The organism is Parabacteroides sp. PH5-46 (assembly GCF_029892785.1).
Taxonomy (GTDB): Bacteria; Bacteroidota; Bacteroidia; order Bacteroidales; family Tannerellaceae; genus DFXE01.
Genome location: NZ_JARXXA010000001.1, coordinates 90,070 through 104,532, shown reverse-complemented (window position 1 = coordinate 104,532; position 14,463 = coordinate 90,070). Strand labels below are relative to the sequence as shown.

The window sequence follows — 14,463 nt, the reverse complement described above, 5'->3', positions numbered from 1 at the left end:
GATAATGATTTTATGTATTTTGTTCGTTCATGCGTTGGCGAATCACTTCATAGATCATAATAGAGGACGCTACCGAAACGTTCAGGGAGCCGATTGTTCCGAACTGGGGTATCTTTACCATGGCATCGCAGATGCGCAGATTTTCCATCGACACGCCTGTATCTTCTGCTCCTACTACTATGGCTATCGGTCCGTTGTAAGCTACCTGGGTATAGTTATCGACCGCTTTTTCCGTGGCTGCTACTACCATCACACCGCTTTCCTTCAGAAAACGAATTGATTGCTGAATGCTTTTCTCTTTGCACACCGGTAAAACGTGCAAGGCTCCCGCCGAAGTCTTCACGGCATCGGCATTCACTGTTACGCTGCCTTTGGCCGGTATTACAATGGCATCTACCCCAGCACATTCGCACGTACGGGCGATAGCTCCGAAGTTGCGCACATCCGTCACACCGTCCAGCAAAACAATAAAAGGGCTTTTCCCCTGTTCGTAAACAAAAGGAACGATGTCTTCCAGCCGATGATAAGTAACTGCCGAGATAAAGGCAATAACCCCTTGGTGGTTTTTACGGGTAATACGATCCAGGCGCTCGCCCGGAACACGCTGCACCGGCAGATCTCTTCCTTTCATCACGTCAAAAAGCTCTTTGGAAAGATCCCCTTGCAGGTCCCTTTTTATCAAAATTTTGTCGATTTCTTTATCAGACTGGATAGCCTCTATTACGGCACGGATGCCGAAGATCATCTCGTTTTCTTTCATTTATTACTCTTTTCTTTAGCCACAAAAGTACGGATTAAACGACAATTAACCATACAGGACGTAAGCTATTTTTAATAGGACACGAGCCGTTTTAAATAAGACGCGGACGATTTATTTTTGCTCCCGCCCTAATTCAGAATGGTCTTCAGTAGCTCTTTGGCGTTGGCTACAGATGCTTCCGTCAGAGTAGCCCCGCTCAGCATACGTGCTACTTCCTGTATCCGTTCCTCGTTGGTGAGTTTTCGTATCTGGGTAACGGTTTGATCTGCCGTATCTTGCTTATATACAAAGTAGTGTTCTTTGCCTTTGGAAGCTATCTGAGGCAAGTGCGTGATAGCCATCACCTGCATTTTACTTCCCAGCTCCTGCATGATAGCTCCCATCTTGTCAGCTATATCACCGGAAACGCCCATATCTACCTCGTCGAAGATTATAGCCGGAAGGGCTGTAAAGCCTGCAATCATAGCTTTGATACAGAGCATCAAACGGGAAATTTCACCTCCCGAAGCTGTCTGGGCCACCCGTTCCAGGTCGCCGCTTTTATTGGCCGAAAACATAAAGCGGATATCATCCATCCCGTCGTTTTCCGGCTCTGCTCTCGGCACAAAATCAATCCGAAAGCGGGTATTCGGCATCCCGAGCAAAGATAGTTTACTGATCAACTCGGCAGCAATCGCTTCCGAGGCCTTTTTGCGCTGTTTACTCAGATGTTCTGCTTGCTTGAGTAGTTCTTTATGCAGGGTGTCGGTTTGCTTCTGAAGCTGTTCGATCTGTTCGTCAAAGGAGTCTATCTCTGTCAGTTGCTGTTGGTAGGTATTCTGCAAAGCCAGCAACTCGTCAATCGTATCCAGGCGATGCTTCTGCTGCAGGGTGTAAATCATATTCAGGCGTTCGTTCACCCATTGCAGGCGCTCGGGATCAAAGTCTATATCTTCCTTTAAGGTATCTGTTTCAGAAGCCAGGTCGTTCAGGTCGATATAGGCGGTACGCAAGCGTTCGCTTATCTCTTTTGCCCTGGGATAGTAAAGCTCCAGTGCCGTAGCCGACGCCAGGGCGTCTTTCAGTAACTGAACGCTGCCTTGCTCATCACCATTCAGCAAGTCGGTTATCTTGTAAAGTCCTCCTTTAATGTCTTCTGCATGCGAGAGCGTTTCCAGTTCCTGTTCCAAGGTTTCCTGTTCGCCTCCCAATAGCTTGGCTTCTTGTAGCTGAGTCAGTTGAAAACGGAGATAGTCCTCGTCTTGTTTGGCTTGCGAAGCCTTCTCCATTACCTCTTTCAGCTCTCTTTTGGATTGCTGCCAGGAGCTGTATTCTTTTTTGTACTGAGCAAGCAGCCCGTCGTTCTGGGCCATTACGTCAACTACCCTCAGCTGGAATTTATTGTCTGCCAGCAATAGGTTCTGATGTTGGGAGTGGATATCAATCAGGCGGTTGCCCAACTCCTTCACAGCCGTTAGGGAAGCAGGAGAATCATTCACAAAAGCACGGGATTTCCCCGAAGCAAATAATTCCCGGCGAAGAATGCAGGTTTCGGAGTCGTACTCCAGTTCATTTTCCTGAAAGAAAGCCTGCAATTGGTACTTTGACACATCAAATACCGCTTCAATCACACATTTTTCTTCGCCACTCTTAATGCTTTTACTATCGGCCCGCTGTCCAAGCACCAGGCCCAAAGCGCCCAGTATTATAGACTTACCGGCACCTGTCTCACCGGTAATTACAGTAAACGAGTCTGCAAACCGTATGTCCAGGCTATCAATCAGTACGTAGTTTTGTATATATAAGGATTTCAACATGACAAATCATTTTTTTAAGGATTCCAAACGGCTCGATTCCGCCGGGAAAAGATTGGAAAGCAGCTTGTAGCCAGCTTGCTTCTCCTGCGAATTAGCTTTGGAATACATGGCAACGATCTCGTCCAGCTTGGCATCAGAAAATGCTTGCAGCAAGACGGAATTGGGGCGTGAACTCTTATACTCTTCCATGACAGGCAGCGCTTCCAGGATAGTGGTTCGCCCCCTATCGGCATTGGCGGCCATTTCGTCCAGTCCTTTCCGGTGGTAGGTGTACCACAGGTTACGGAAAGATTCCGCCTGATTCTCCGTCAAAGCAGTAATAAGCGCGTGGCGGTTGCGAGTGTTTTCAAAAGCCTTCCAGCCGTTCCATCCCATCTGAGACTGGCATAGGTTTACAATCTGCTGGGCCTGTTGCAGAAAGGCTGTCCCCCCTTTGGGCGAGAACGTATCAAAATCGAGACCGAGTATCACATAGATGTAATACACAATCGTGGCCGTCAGGTTACTCTGCAAGGTATTCTCCGTATATTCCAGGGGAGAGAATTCTATATACTCGAAATCGAGCTGCACATCGCGGAAATTCAGTGTAGTAGTCATGTAACTGGAGTTATATACCGGGCGGCGTGCCTGTATCTGGATCTCCGACTTGAAATTGTCGCCGTTCCGCTCATTTATGATGAGAGTCATGGTACAATCTATCTTCTCATTCACAGCAAAGGTGGCATCTGTCCATTTGCGGGTGTTTACAAACTCAGTTAGCGCCGTTTGTAAAGAGGTATAAATCTCCTTGCTTCCTTGTATTTTATCGCTATTGACAGTAATACGGGCGTTGATTTCCTGTGCATCTGCCGCATATACAGAAATAAAAGAAAGGAGGAATAGTATTATTTTCGTTCGCATCATAACAAGGATACCAGTTTGTTTACAATATCCGAAGCTACCTCTTGCTTTGTCTTCAAGGGGTAATCGGTTACTTCACCTGTATGGTCGATAATCGTAATGCGGTTCGTGCTTACCTGAAAACCAGCTCCCGGCTCGCGCAAAGAATTCAAGACGATAAAATCTAGGTTCTTTTTCTTCAGCTTCCTTTCCGCATGCTCCAACTCGTTGTTGGTTTCCAAAGCAAAACCGACCAACTTCTGCCCGGCTTGCTTGATCTGGCCAAGCGAAGCGGCAATATCTTTATTCGGCACCAGACGAAGCATCATTTCGCCTGTAGATTCTCGTTTAATCTTCTCCTCTCCTACTGTTTCCGGACGGTAGTCGGCCACTGCGGCACAAAGGATAGCAGCATCCATCTGCGGAAAAGCATCCATTGCTGCCTGGTACATTTCTTCGGCAGACTCCACATTGATACGCTGAATAGAGGGATGATCTACGGATAAGGACACCGGACCTGAAACCAAGGTTACCTCGGCACCCCGGTGGGCACAGGCTTCAGCCAGGGCAAAACCCATCTTTCCGGAAGAGTAATTACCGATAAAACGTACCGGATCAATCTTTTCATACGTAGGACCAGCCGTTATAAGAATCTTTTTTTTTTGAAGGTCGCTTTGGGAAGCAAAAAAATCTTCCAGGTAGCGGACAATAACGTCCGGCTCTTCCATACGGCCTTTACCTATCAACTGGCTGGCCAGCTCGCCTTCGGCTGGTTCTATGATATAATTGCCAAACGAACGGAGCGTGTCCATATTCTGCTGCATAGCGGGATGGGCAAACATATCCAGGTCCATAGCCGGAGCGACAAACACCGGAGCCTTGCATGACATGTATGTCGTTACCAACATATTATCTGCAATACCATTGGCCATCTTTCCAATCGTAGAAGCCGTAGCGGGAGCGATCAGCATAGCATCCGCCCAAAGCCCCAGGTCTACGTGACTGTTCCAGGTTCCGTCACGATTCGAGAAAAATTCACTGATTACCGGATTCCGGCTCAAGGTGGAAAGCGTAAGCGGAGTAATGAACTCTTTACCCGAAGGCGTGATTACTACCTGCACCTCTGCTCCCTTCTTTACCAAGTCCCGGATGATAGACGCAGCTTTGTAGGCTGCAATACTACCTGTTATACCTAATATGATCTTTTTACCTTCTAACATAGTATTCATAAAACGTGTCTGCCCTGCATTTTATTACAAACGCAACGATAAAATCTCACGGGCTACCCTGGCGTCTATGTTGGCATGTTCGCCTAGCTTCCAACCCATTTGGGTGATCGGCTCTACCAGTTTGTCCAGGTCTGATTCTTTTATGCCGTATTCGCTTAAGCGGGTTTTAAGTCCCATGTTACGGAAGAAGCCTTCTGTAGCCTCTATGGATTTCTCCAACCTTTCCTGAACACTTCCTTCCGTGATACCAAATACAACAGCTCCCATACGGAGTATTTTCTCTTGTTTTTCTTTTTGCAAATAGCGCATTACACCGGGAAGAATAACCACCAGTGTTTCGGCATGATCCAGTCCAAACTGAGCCGTTAAGGCATAGCCGATACGATGAGACGACCAGTCTTGCGGCACACCCTGCCCGATCCAGCCGTTCAGGGCATTGGTAGCAGCCCACATCAGATTGGCGCGAATGTCATAGTCGCGCGGATTGTCCAACACCTTGAGCCCTTCCGAAACAATCACTTTCATCAGGCTTTCGGCAAAGAGGTCTTGCACCTGCGCATTGACCGGATAGGTAAGGTACTGCTCTATTACATGAATGAAAGAATCTACTACCCCATTGGCTACCTGATGAGCAGGCAGCGAATACGTAACCTCCGGATCCATCACCGCAAAGCGAGGAAAGACCAGTGGACTGGAAAAATTCAGCTTCTTTTGCAGGGAAACACGGGAGATAACTGCCCGCTCGTTCATCTCAGACCCTGTAGCGGCTAAGGTAAGTACTGCCCCCAGAGGCATCACCTTCTTTATCGGGGCTCCTTTTGCGAGGATATCCCAGGGATCTCCCTCAAAGTAAACCGCCGAAGCAATGAATTTGGTTGCATCTATCACCGACCCTCCACCTACGGCAAGCAGGAAGTCTACCTTTTCTTTTTTTACAAGCTCTACAGCCTGCATACAGGTTTCGTAATGCGGATTGGCTTCGATGCCGGAAAACTCCAGCAGCGTATATGCTTTCAAAGCAGCTGTAACCTGCTCGTAAATACCGTTCTTCTTTATGCTGCCACCCCCATAAAGCATCAATACCCGGCTCCCTTCCGGAATCAGAAAGGGCAAGCGGGAGATCGTCTCTTTACCAAAGACAACTTTTACGGGATTGCAGAATTCAAAATTATTCATCTTATTTGGAATTAAAACTTCTCAGCTTAATTTCAGTAAGTATCTTCTTCGTATTCAACGTAAAGTCTCCGTTCATAATCCAGGCATAATAGCTGGGATCTTTCTGCAGTACCTCTGTTACCAACTGGCCTTTGTATTTGCCGAAGTTGATTACTTCTTCGCCTTTGTCATTATACACCATCCGTCCCGCAAAATCCACATTATTTGTGAAGCTGGAGTATTGCGACAGGAAATTAACATCATTTTGCAGATCGGGATACCTGTCCAGCTGGGCTTTCAGTATCTCATACGTGGCCATTGTATCAGCCTCTGCCGTATGAGCATTTTCCAACTCCTTCTGGCAGTAAAATTTGTAAGCAGCAGACAACGTACGCTGTTCCATCTTATGAAAGATGGTTTGTACGTCTATAAACTTGCGACGGTTTAGTTCTATATCCACATCGGCACGTAAAAATTCTTCCGCCAGCATGGGGATATCAAAACGGTTGGAGTTATAACCGGCCAGGTCGCAACCCTCTATCTGTGTAGCCAGCGATTTGGCTATCGACTTGAAGGTAGGACAATCCTTTACGTCTTCATCCGTGATACCATGGATAGCTGTCGACTCGGGAGGGATTGGCATTTCCGGATGGATACGCCTGGTTTTGGTCTCTTCCTTACCGTTCGGAAATACCTTTACATAAGATATCTCTATGATACGGTCTTTGGCAATATTAATACCCGTTGTCTCCAAATCAAAGAAGACCAACGGGTTTTTCAGGTTTAACTGCATGTATTGTTAATTAGTCGTTTAACATCATGGGCATCAACAGCATCAGCACTTCTTCACCTTCATCATTTGAAGTCGGAACAATCACTCCGGCACGTGAAGGATCAGCTAATTCAAGTATCACCTCTTCCGAAGCCATATTAGTCAGGATTTCAATCAAGAAGGTAGCTTTAAAACCGATCTTCAGTTCTGCTCCATCATACTGGCAGGCGATTTTTTCTTCCGCTGAGATAGAAAAATCGATATCCTGAGCCGATACAATCATCAGGTTTTCCTGTACCTGTAACTTGATCAAACTGCTGGCTGCATTAGAGAAGTTTGACACACGTCTCAAGGCATTCAGCAACGATATGCGGTCTATGGTAACTTTATACGGGTTTTCCTGCGGAATGACACTGTTATAGTTGGGATAGCGCCCTTCTATCAAGCGGCAGATCATTTCAAAGTTGGGAGCAACCACGTATGCGTTATTGTCATCAAACTTAATTTCAACCGCTTCTGTCTCCTTCGCTAAAATATTCCGCAAAAGAGTAGCCGGTTTCTTGGGCAGAATGAATGCTGCTTTGGCCGGAGATTGGATAGACAAGTTGCGCAAACGAACCAGCTTGTGTCCATCGGAAGCAACAAACGTCAGATTTTCAGGATAGATATCAAAATAAACCCCGTTCATCACCGGACGCAGTTCATCGTCGGCTGTTGCAAACAAAGAACGTCCGATACCACTCAACAAGATTTGCGCATCAATTGAAATAGAAGTAAACGTATCGCTCAGCGGCTTTTGTTGCGGATAAGCATCCCCCGGTTGGCCGATAAAATTATACACCCCATTCTCGAAATGTACATCAATCGCCAGGTTGTTATCATTAATCACAAAGTTCAGGGGCTGTTCCGGAAGATCTTTCAATGGCTCAAGCAACAACTTTGCAGTTACTGCAAATTTACCAACACCTTCAGCATTAATTACATCCACAGAAGTTACCATACGTGTCTCTGCATCCGAGGCGGTTATGGTAAGTTTGGTTCCCTCCAGATCAAAAAGGAAGCTATCCAAAATAGGCAACGAATTTTTCGAAGCAATAACTTTACTGATTGACTGCAAACGAGATAGCAACGCGGTGCTTGATACATCGAATTTCATAAATCTTTATTTATTTTGTTTGTTACTTTTGTTACTATTTTTAAGCTGAACAAAAATAAGAAATAATTTCTATTAAACGTAGAGGCTTTCCAAAAAGGCATAAAAAAACTTCCCTCCATCAGATGAAGAGAAGTTTTCCGTTTATTTTATGACAGTTTGTTTTCTGTTTGCTTATTTTGCGAAATAATCCTTTACGGCATCGTTAGGAACCATTTCTTCCTGGAAAATGTAAGCTCCGGTTTTTGGAGACTTCACCATTTTGATTACCTTTGAATAGGTACGACCTTCGCCTTTCTTAAATGTTGCAACTGCTTTTTTTGCCATTGTTTAATCTCCTATATATTACTTAATTTCTTTATGCAATGTCATCTTCTTCAGGATGGGATTGTATTTTTTCAATTCCAAACGCTGAGTTGTATTTTTTCTGTTCTTTGTAGTGATGTATCTTGATGTGCCCGGCATACCACTTTCTTTATGCTCTGTACATTCCAAAATAACCTGAACCCTATTGCCTTTTGCTTTCTTTGCCATTTGTTGTTCCTCCTATTAAGCGTTCATCAAAACCTTTATTTCACTTAAATAGCCTTTTTCAACAGCTTTTTTAATTGCTGCGTCTAATCCCAGCTTATTAATTGTACGTAAACCTGCTGCCGAAATACTTAGGCTAATCCACTGGTCTTCTTCCACCCAGTAAAATTTCTTTGTAAATAGGTTCACATTGAATTTACGTTTTGTCCTCTTGTTTGAGTGGGAAACATTGTTTCCAACCATTGCTTTCTTTCCGGTAATCTGACAAATCTTAGACATCTCTATCTTATTTTATTATTTGCTGAATAAATACAATTTTCACAATCAGGGCGCAAAGTAAAGCATAAAAATTAATTTACGCAACTATTTCGCCTGATAAAAACATGTTATAAGCATTTTTACGGCTCTAGCATCACAAGCCGCTCTTGTCTTACGGGGTGCAAATGTACGAAATTATTCTTTTAATTCATAGTATGATAGAACTTTTTTGACAAATATTACTGAAGCTTGGTTCTTTTCTCAATATTATTCATTCCGTTTCTTTCACAGAATATAATTCGTATATTTGTGTATCCATGAGTGTAACTGTATACTAATTCATAAATCAGATGCTTTCTATATATCTACTGCGCCATGCGGAAACAGAATATAATGCCCATAATCAGTTTATTGGCGGTCGCTCCAATCATTTAGCTTTGTCAAACAAAGGAAGGGAGGAAGCTAAAGAAATAGGAAAAAGATGGCGTGACTCTAGTGTTCAATTTGATAAAATATTCTGTTCTATAGCCAACCGGGCGCAGGAGACACTAGAAACAATCCTTTCTCAATCCAATATAACAGACAATCCGGTTGTATATTCAACAGAAATACAAGAACTCTCCCAAGGCGATTGGGAGGGAAAACCACGTTCTGATATCTATACAGTTGAGCAGTTGGCAGAAATAAATGCCAACCAATGGCTCTTCAAACCACCAAATGGTGAATCACAGAAAGAGGTTGAAGAGCGGATGCTGGCTTTTCTCTCGTCCGAAATATTGGAGAAATATACAGAAGGGAATTTCTTAATTGTGGGACATGGAGTCGCTTTTAAGTGTCTTTTGCGAAATATTCTTGGAATATCCTCTCAAATGGCATATAAGCTAATGATTGAGAATGTATCTCTAACCAAGTTGCGATATGATGACACAAGTGGCTGGCATATCGATTATATCAATCGCATATATTCTCTCTAAACACAATCTGAAATATTTTTTATTTCTCTATCCACGAAATCAGTTCTTTCGACATTGGGTTGGCTTTGGGAAGAAGCATACCGGCCCAGTTTCCATTCTCGTCGATCATGAACTTCTGAAAATTCCAGCTTACTTCGGCATCTTCCTTGCCGTTTTCGCTTTTGCGGGTCAACCATTGATACAAAGGTGCGATATCATCGCCAGCTACGGATATTTTCGACATCATAGGAAAGGTAACGCCGTAATTCAGACGGCAAAACTCCTGTATTTCTTCATTGCTACCGGGTTCTTGCCCCATAAAGTTATTGGCCGGAAAACCGATGATCGTAAATGTATCATCGCCATATTTTTCAAACAGTTCCTGCAACTGATCATATTGCGGAGTAAGTCCGCATTTGGAGGCTACATTCACTATCAATACCTTTTTACCCTTCAGTTGAGACAAAGGAAACTCCTTACCGTCTATCGCCCAGACTGTAAAATCATATAAATTCTTGTTTTGTGATAAGGCTGAAAATGACATCATTGTTGCTATAAATAAAAAAGTAAATACTCTCATAACTATACGTTTTAATATTCTTATTTAAGAACAAATGTCACATGAAAAAAGTTTCACAACTGTAGAACATGAGTTCAACAATTGTTGAACTCATGTTCTACATATGTGGGACGATTATGCAATTGTTAATGTGCTGCTCAGAGAAGGCTTTACTCCTGATAATAGTATTCGGATAGTATTTTTTTTACTTTGTCCGGTGATACACGTCCATACACCTTTCCGGCAATAGAGATAACAGGCGCCAGTCCGCAGGCTCCTACGCAACGAAGACAGTCCAGGGAGAAGAGCCCATCGTTCGTGGTTTCTCCTACTTTGATGTCTAGTTGGCGCTCCAACTCTTCCAGCACTTTTTCTGCGCCACGTACATAGCAGGCCGTTCCCAGGCAAACCGATATGGGGTATTTACCGTTCGGAGTCATCGTAAAGAAGGAGTAGAACGTAACTACACCATATACTTTAGATACCGGAATATCCAGGCGTGAAGCAATCACTTCCTGCACCTCAGCCGGTAGGAAACCGAAGGTTCCTTGCGTGGCATGTAAAATATTGATCAGTTCTGCAGAATCATTATTATAGCCTTCGCAGATATCATGTATTTTCGTGATTTTTGATTGAGATAAACAGAGTGTTTCCATGTCATTCTTCATTTTTGGTTTCGTCTAAGATGCCTACTATCTCCTTCCTGTCGAAATAGTGTGTATGTAATAGTTTGTGTGAGAGGGCTCCACAGGGTTCTCCCAGGTACTCTTTATACAGCTGTATAATGTAAGGATTCTCATGGCTTCGCCTGATGGTCTTATCCCGGTCTGCCTGATACAAGGCCGACGCCCGTTTGCGCAACACCTTCATGTTGCCTTTGTGGAAGGGCTGTCCGCCACCTCCGATACAACCTCCGGGGCAAGCCATAATCTCTATCGCATGATAGGGAGAGGTACCGTTTCGTACTTCTTCTATCAGTTTGCGGGCATTCCCCAAACCATGCGCAATACCTATCTTTAGCGGAAGGCCGTTAAAATCAATGGTGGCACTACGGATGCCTTCCAGCCCCCGCAACTCTTCAATATCAATCTGCTCCAAGCGCTTTCCGGTATAAAGTTCATAGGCCGTACGGCAAGCTGCTTCTATTACTCCCCCGGTTGTTCCGAAGATAATAGCAGCACCGGTAGACTCGCCCAGCGGACGGTCGAAATCACTGTCCGGCAGCTCCTCAAAATTAATATTGGCATAGCGTATCAGACGAGCCAACTCGCGTGTATAGATGGAGATATCAACATCCGGATTCCCGTCTACGGCAAATTCCGGGCGACTGGCTTCGTACTTCTTCGCCAAGCAAGGCATCACGGAAACAACCACTATTTTATCCCGGGCAACGCCCAGATTCTCAGCAAAATAGTTCTTGGCTATCGCTCCAAACATTTGCTGTGGGCTCTTTGCAGTAGACAGATGGCTGGACAAATCCGGGTAATGCTGCTCTACAAAGCTCACCCAGCCGGGGCAGCAGCTCGTCATCAGCGGTATTTTCACCTCTTTATCACCCTTCAGGTAATCGCTCAGGCGATGCAGCAATTCCGTTCCCTCTTCCATGATGGTAAGGTCGGCGGCAAAGTCGGTATCAAACACATAATCAAAGCCTAAGTAGCGAAGTGCCGACACCATCTTCCCTGTTACCAAGGTTCCCGGCTCGAAACCGAAATCCCGACCTAATGCCGCACGGACAGCCGGTGCCGTCTGTACAATGACTATCTTATCGGGATCGGCCAGGGCATTCAATACCTCCTGTTGGTTGTTCCGTCCACTCAGGGCATTGACGGGACAAATAGAAACACACTGCCCGCAATAGGAGCAAGTACTTCCCGTCATATCCTTTTCAAAGGCTGTGGAGACAGCCGCTTCAAATCCCCGGTGAACAGCCGTCAAAGCACCTACTGTCTGTATCTCGTTACACATGGTTTCGCAGCGCCGGCACATGATACATTTATTCATATTTCGCACAATAGACGGGCTTCTGTCGATCGGAAAAACAGACTGTTCGCCTGTATATCTCACCTCGCGGATACCCAGATCATGCGCGATGGTCTGCAACTCGCAATAGCCATTCTTGCTGCACGTCAGACACTCAAAGGGATGGTTGGACAAGATTAGCTCCATCACCGTACGACGGGCATTCATCACCCGGGAGGTATAGGTTTTCACCACCAAACCCTCCGTACATTCTGTCTTACAGGCTGGTGCCAGATTTCTTCTGCCCTCTACCTCTACAACACAAATACGGCACGAGCCCGGATTATTTTCATAGTTCAAATCCTCCAGTTTCATGTGGCAAAGCGTAGGGATGCGGATACCGATACTCTTGGCGGCTTCCAGAATGGTAGTTCCTTTCGGTACTTCCAGTTCTTTTCTATCTATTATTACTTTTACTGTTTCCATCTTTTAGCGTTTAAGTTGTTAATGTACATATACGGCATCAAACTTACATTTCTCGATACATGCACCGCAACGGACGCAAAGGGTCGGGTCGATCACATGAGGTGCCTTGCGCTCTCCCTTAATAGCATCTACAGAGCAGGCACGGGCACATAAAGTACAACCCGTACATTTCTCCGGATCGATAAAGTATTGAGTAAGCCTTCTGCACTGATGAGCAGGACAAAGTTTGTCGTTGACATGCGCAATATATTCATCATAGAAGTTATCCATCGTAGAGAGGACCGGATTAGGAGAAGTCTGCCCCAATCCGCATAAAGCCGTATCCTTGATAACGCCAGCCAGGTTGCGGAGCTTTTCCAGGTCTTCCTCTTCCCCATTGCCCGATGTTATTTTCTGTAATATTTCGTGCAAGCGCTTGTTTCCGATCCGGCAGGGCGAGCATTTGCCACAAGACTCTTCTACCGAGAAATCCAGGTAAAACTGAGCCATTGCTACCATACAGTCATCCTCGTCCATCACGATCATACCACCGGAGCCCATCATAGAGCCGGCAGCCAGCAGGTTGTCATAATCAATCGGCAAGTCCAGGTGCTTCTCGGTTAAACAGCCTCCGGAAGGCCCCCCGGTTTGTACAGCTTTGAACTTCTTTCCGTCCTTTATCCCTCCGCCGATATCAAAAATAACTTCCCGCAAGGTAGTTCCCATCGGCACTTCTACCAATCCTACCTTATTCACCTTTCCGGCTAATGCAAACACCTTGGTACCCTTGCTCTTTGCTGTCCCGATACGGCTGAACCACTCAGCCCCTTTCCGGATAATAAGCGGGATATTGGCATAGGTCTCCACATTATTCACATTGGTAGGATAACCTTTAAAGCCGCTCTCGCTGGGAAACGGAGGCTTTACAGTAGCTTCGCCCCGCTTTCCTTCCATACTGTGGATCAGGGCTGTTTCCTCCCCACAGACAAAGGCTCCGGCGCCGTAGCGGATCTCTATATCAAAGGAAAAGTCTGTTCCGAAGATATTCTCTCCAAGCAAACCATACTCCCTGGCCTGTTGCATGGCAATCTTCAAACGTTCGATAGCCAGCGGATACTCCGCCCGAATGTATACCAATCCCTTGCTAGCCCCCGTACAGTAGCCGTTGATGGTCATAGCCTCAATAATCGAATGAGGGTCACCCTCCAGTATGGAACGATCCATAAAGGCTCCCGGATCGCCTTCATCCGCATTGCATACTACATATTTCTGGTCGGCTTGAGACTTACGGGTAATCTGCCATTTCAAACCTGTAGGAAAACCTCCTCCCCCTCGCCCCCGCAAGCCGCTATCCATAATGATCTTGATAGCCTCGTCGGGAGACATCTCCGTTACTACCTTGCCTAAGGCCTGGTATCCGTCGACCTTGATATACTCATCAATGCTTTCCGGATCAATATGCCCGCAATTCCTCAAGGCAATGTGTAACTGTTTGGAAGAAAGATCCTCCTCTTTGGCAGTGCCGGTCTTCATCCAGGTAATATCGTCCGGAAGAATCCCTTTGCGGATATAGCAAAAGACGATATCATCTATTTTCGACTTGTTCACATGTCCGAAAACGATGGGTTCTTCACCCGGGATTTTCACTTCTATGGTTGGCTCTGCATAACAGTAGCCCATACATCCTGTCCGGATGATAGAAGCCTTGATTTGCTCCCGTTCAATAATCTCGGAGAGGTAGGTATTTACCTCACGGGCCCCGGCAGCTATCCCGCATGTAGCCATGGAGACTTTAATCTCTACCTGCCCGGAGTTTTCATTTGTATCAAATAAATCGGAAGACGTACACAAAGATTCTCGTATACGTGTCAGATCTGCAGTTGTTTTTACAGCATTCATCGTTTGTGTATTTTATAGGTTAACAGCTATGGCGTATATCCACAAATATACGTAAATCTATTCAAATCACCAACTTATTAAGAGGAAAAAAC

At 45.3% G+C, this 14,463-nt stretch carries 15 protein-coding genes; 1 reads left to right on the top strand and 14 read right to left on the bottom strand.

What is annotated here, in order from left to right:
* Positions 1–10: 10 nt before the first annotated feature.
* The 10 genes from rlmB to rpmB form a co-directional block, all read right to left on the bottom strand.
* Complete coding sequence (rlmB, locus tag M2470_RS00400; protein WP_280743280.1) at positions 11–760, bottom strand: 23S rRNA (guanosine(2251)-2'-O)-methyltransferase RlmB; 750 nt, start codon at positions 758–760, stop codon at positions 11–13.
* A gap of 128 nt (positions 761–888) precedes the next feature.
* Positions 889–2,556, bottom strand: coding sequence for a DNA repair protein RecN (recN, locus tag M2470_RS00395; RefSeq protein WP_280743281.1), 1,668 nt, complete (start codon positions 2,554–2,556; stop codon positions 889–891).
* 6 nt (positions 2,557–2,562) lie between these two features.
* Positions 2,563–3,456, bottom strand: coding sequence for a DUF4835 family protein (locus tag M2470_RS00390; protein WP_280743360.1), 894 nt, complete (start codon positions 3,454–3,456; stop codon positions 2,563–2,565).
* Positions 3,456–4,655: a bifunctional phosphopantothenoylcysteine decarboxylase/phosphopantothenate--cysteine ligase CoaBC gene (coaBC, locus tag M2470_RS00385; RefSeq protein WP_280743361.1), complete on the bottom strand. Its 1,200-nt coding sequence runs from the start codon at positions 4,653–4,655 to the stop codon at positions 3,456–3,458. Before coaBC ends, M2470_RS00390 begins: the two co-directional genes overlap by 1 nt.
* Before the next feature lie 33 nt (positions 4,656–4,688).
* Entirely contained in the window at positions 4,689–5,840 is a 1,152-nt protein-coding gene (locus M2470_RS00380; RefSeq protein ID WP_280743282.1) for an iron-containing alcohol dehydrogenase, read from the bottom strand.
* 1 nt (position 5,841) lies between these two features.
* Positions 5,842–6,612, bottom strand: coding sequence for a 3'-5' exonuclease (locus M2470_RS00375; protein WP_280743283.1), 771 nt, complete (start codon positions 6,610–6,612; stop codon positions 5,842–5,844).
* A 10-nt stretch (positions 6,613–6,622) separates the two neighbouring features.
* Positions 6,623–7,747 (bottom strand): DNA polymerase III subunit beta, encoded by a 1,125-nt coding sequence (gene dnaN / locus M2470_RS00370; protein ID WP_280743284.1) that lies wholly within the window; start codon positions 7,745–7,747, stop codon positions 6,623–6,625.
* A 171-nt stretch (positions 7,748–7,918) separates the two neighbouring features.
* Complete coding sequence (locus tag M2470_RS00365) at positions 7,919–8,071, bottom strand: DUF4295 domain-containing protein (protein WP_280743285.1); 153 nt, start codon at positions 8,069–8,071, stop codon at positions 7,919–7,921.
* An 18-nt stretch (positions 8,072–8,089) separates the two neighbouring features.
* A complete protein-coding gene (gene rpmG / locus M2470_RS00360) occupies positions 8,090–8,278 on the bottom strand; it encodes a 50S ribosomal protein L33 (protein ID WP_280743286.1) in 189 nt (62 codons plus the stop codon).
* Between the two features lie 15 nt (positions 8,279–8,293).
* Positions 8,294–8,554 carry a 50S ribosomal protein L28 gene (gene rpmB, locus M2470_RS00355; RefSeq protein WP_280743287.1) on the bottom strand — a complete coding sequence of 87 codons (261 nt, stop codon included), beginning with the start codon at positions 8,552–8,554 and terminating at the stop codon, positions 8,294–8,296.
* 329 nt (positions 8,555–8,883) lie between these two features.
* Between rpmB and M2470_RS00350 the strand changes: the two genes are divergently transcribed.
* On the top strand, positions 8,884–9,507 hold the full coding sequence (locus tag M2470_RS00350; RefSeq protein ID WP_280743288.1) for a histidine phosphatase family protein: 624 nt from the start codon (positions 8,884–8,886) through the stop codon (positions 9,505–9,507).
* Positions 9,508–9,526: 19 nt separating this feature from the next.
* Here M2470_RS00350 and M2470_RS00345 read toward each other — a convergent pair whose 3' ends face one another.
* The 4 genes from M2470_RS00345 to M2470_RS00330 form a co-directional block, all read right to left on the bottom strand.
* Positions 9,527–10,066, bottom strand: coding sequence for a glutathione peroxidase (locus M2470_RS00345; protein ID WP_280743289.1), 540 nt, complete (start codon positions 10,064–10,066; stop codon positions 9,527–9,529).
* A gap of 149 nt (positions 10,067–10,215) precedes the next feature.
* Positions 10,216–10,701 carry an NADH-quinone oxidoreductase subunit NuoE gene (nuoE, locus tag M2470_RS00340; protein WP_280743290.1) on the bottom strand — a complete coding sequence of 162 codons (486 nt, stop codon included), beginning with the start codon at positions 10,699–10,701 and terminating at the stop codon, positions 10,216–10,218.
* Position 10,702: 1 nt separating this feature from the next.
* Positions 10,703–12,493, bottom strand: coding sequence for an NADH-dependent [FeFe] hydrogenase, group A6 (locus M2470_RS00335; protein ID WP_280743291.1), 1,791 nt, complete (start codon positions 12,491–12,493; stop codon positions 10,703–10,705).
* Positions 12,494–12,511: 18 nt separating this feature from the next.
* The gene (locus M2470_RS00330) at positions 12,512–14,257 is read right to left on the bottom strand and encodes an NADH-quinone oxidoreductase subunit NuoF (protein ID WP_280743362.1); all 1,746 of its coding nucleotides are present in this window, start codon (positions 14,255–14,257) and stop codon (positions 12,512–12,514) included.
* Between the last annotated feature and the right edge of the window lie 206 nt (positions 14,258–14,463).

What these genes read in the sequence shown, in the direction of transcription:
- rpmG (WP_280743286.1), bottom strand. Translation starts at nt 8,278, where the DNA reads ATGGCAAAGAAAGCAAAAGGCAATAGGGTTCAGGTTATTTTGGAATGT.
- M2470_RS00345 (WP_280743289.1), bottom strand. Translation starts at nt 10,066, where the DNA reads ATGAGAGTATTTACTTTTTTATTTATAGCAACAATGATGTCATTTTCA.
- M2470_RS00330 (WP_280743362.1), bottom strand. Translation starts at nt 14,257, where the DNA reads ATGGCTACATGCGGGATAGCTGCCGGGGCCCGTGAGGTAAATACCTAC.
- M2470_RS00380 (WP_280743282.1), bottom strand. Translation starts at nt 5,840, where the DNA reads ATGAATAATTTTGAATTCTGCAATCCCGTAAAAGTTGTCTTTGGTAAA.
- coaBC (WP_280743361.1), bottom strand. Translation starts at nt 4,655, where the DNA reads ATGTTAGAAGGTAAAAAGATCATATTAGGTATAACAGGTAGTATTGCA.
- rpmB (WP_280743287.1), bottom strand. Translation starts at nt 8,554, where the DNA reads ATGTCTAAGATTTGTCAGATTACCGGAAAGAAAGCAATGGTTGGAAAC.
- nuoE (WP_280743290.1), bottom strand. Translation starts at nt 10,701, where the DNA reads ATGGAAACACTCTGTTTATCTCAATCAAAAATCACGAAAATACATGAT.
- rlmB (WP_280743280.1), bottom strand. Translation starts at nt 760, where the DNA reads ATGAAAGAAAACGAGATGATCTTCGGCATCCGTGCCGTAATAGAGGCT.
- M2470_RS00335 (WP_280743291.1), bottom strand. Translation starts at nt 12,493, where the DNA reads ATGGAAACAGTAAAAGTAATAATAGATAGAAAAGAACTGGAAGTACCG.
- M2470_RS00390 (WP_280743360.1), bottom strand. Translation starts at nt 3,456, where the DNA reads ATGCGAACGAAAATAATACTATTCCTCCTTTCTTTTATTTCTGTATAT.
- M2470_RS00350 (WP_280743288.1), top strand. Translation starts at nt 8,884, where the DNA reads ATGCTTTCTATATATCTACTGCGCCATGCGGAAACAGAATATAATGCC.
- M2470_RS00365 (WP_280743285.1), bottom strand. Translation starts at nt 8,071, where the DNA reads ATGGCAAAAAAAGCAGTTGCAACATTTAAGAAAGGCGAAGGTCGTACC.
- dnaN (WP_280743284.1), bottom strand. Translation starts at nt 7,747, where the DNA reads ATGAAATTCGATGTATCAAGCACCGCGTTGCTATCTCGTTTGCAGTCA.
- recN (WP_280743281.1), bottom strand. Translation starts at nt 2,556, where the DNA reads ATGTTGAAATCCTTATATATACAAAACTACGTACTGATTGATAGCCTG.
- M2470_RS00375 (WP_280743283.1), bottom strand. Translation starts at nt 6,612, where the DNA reads ATGCAGTTAAACCTGAAAAACCCGTTGGTCTTCTTTGATTTGGAGACA.